The organism is Pedobacter sp. (assembly GCF_045628745.1).
Lineage (GTDB): Bacteria > Bacteroidota > Bacteroidia > Sphingobacteriales > Sphingobacteriaceae > Pedobacter.
On record NZ_JAZQPU010000311.1, the window covers coordinates 1 to 1,567 of the forward strand.

Below are 1,567 nucleotides of genomic sequence, written 5' to 3' on the forward strand. Positions count from 1 at the left end.
AACCATTAATATGAAGAAAATTTACAAAGGTAAAATGATGAGTAAAAGTAAGCTGATGCTTTTACTTGCTCTTTTTTCGAATTATCCGCTTGCGGAGGCAGCTGTTAAAAGCGCTGTTGAAGATGGAATAGTGAAAGAGAAGAAACAACAAATGGTCATTACAGGTGTAGTTAAAGACAAAGATAACCTCGTTCTTCCAGGAGTAAGTGTTCGTCTTAAAGGATCTGCCACGGCAGTAGCTACAGATATTCAAGGTAAGTACAAAATTGCTGTAACAGATCAAAACAGCGTATTGGTGTTTTCTTATATAGGTTTTATTGCAAAAGAGGAGATTGTAGGCTCACGAAAAGTGATTAATATTAACCTGCAAACTGATTTGAAAACATTAAATGAAGTTGCGGTAATAGGATATGGTACTGTTAACAGAAAAGATTTAACAGGAGCCGTTGGAAAAGCTAACGTAGAGGATATGGCTAAAGCACCTGTTGCCTCATTCGAAGATGCACTGGCGGGAAGAATTGCTGGTGTTCAGGTTTCTTCCAATCAGGGTCAGCCTGGGGCGAACAATGAAATTGTAATTCGTGGTGCCAATTCAGTTACACAAAGTAATTCTCCTTTGTATGTGATTGATGGATTTCCAATTGAAGATCCTTCAAATGCGGTGATTAACCCACAAGATATCGCTTCCATTGATGTGTTGAAAGATGCCTCTGCTACGGCAATTTATGGATCAAGAGGTGCTAACGGTGTAATTGTTATCGAAACTAAAAAAGGAGTTAACGGTAAATCTGTTATTTCTTATAATGGTTCTATAGGCCTTCAGCAGGTAACCAAAAAAATGGATATGATGGATGCTTATGAGTTTGTTAAACTTCAAAAAGAAATCGATCCTATACTTACTGCAGAGCAATACCTAAAAGACAGAGATCTTGAGTCTTATCGCAATGAGCCTACTTATAATTGGCAAGACCAAATTTTTAGGTCGGCACCCATGCAAACCCACAATCTTTCCATTACCGGTGGCAATAGTCAAACCAAATACATGATTTCAGGATCTGCATTTGATCAAAAAGGCGTAATTATCAATTCAGGTTTTAAACGTTACCAAGGTCGTTTTTCTATTGATCAGGTGGTCTCTTCAAAGCTTAAAGTAGGACTCAACACAAATTATAGTGTGCTCAAAAACTTTGGTCAAATAGCTGCAGATGCGGGAAGTAGTGGATCTGCCTCCAGCTATCTGTTATATAGTGTATGGGGATTTAGACCTGTAACTGGCAGCGGTACAGATTTAACCGGCGACCTTATGGATCCTGATATTTCTTCAAGTAACGATTTTCGTGTAAACCCTGTTATCTCTACGAGTAATGAGCTGAGACAAGATCAAACCAGAAATTTAACCGCAAACGGCTACTTAACCTATGCACTACATCCAAATTTAAGTTTGAAAATTACTGGAGGAATCAGCAATCGAATGATTCACGCAGATGCTTTTTATAATTCTCAAACAGCTAAAGGAACACCACTTATTCCTACTAATACCCGTGGATCTTATGGTATTGTAGCTTTT

At 38.1% G+C, this 1,567-nt stretch carries 1 protein-coding gene; it reads left to right on the forward strand.

Translation table 11 applies throughout. The features are described from left to right. Positions 1 to 10: 10 nt before the first annotated feature. The coding region (locus tag ACR2F7_RS11425; protein WP_432713692.1) for a SusC/RagA family TonB-linked outer membrane protein at positions 11 to 1,567 on the forward strand (1,557 nt) is incomplete at its 3' end.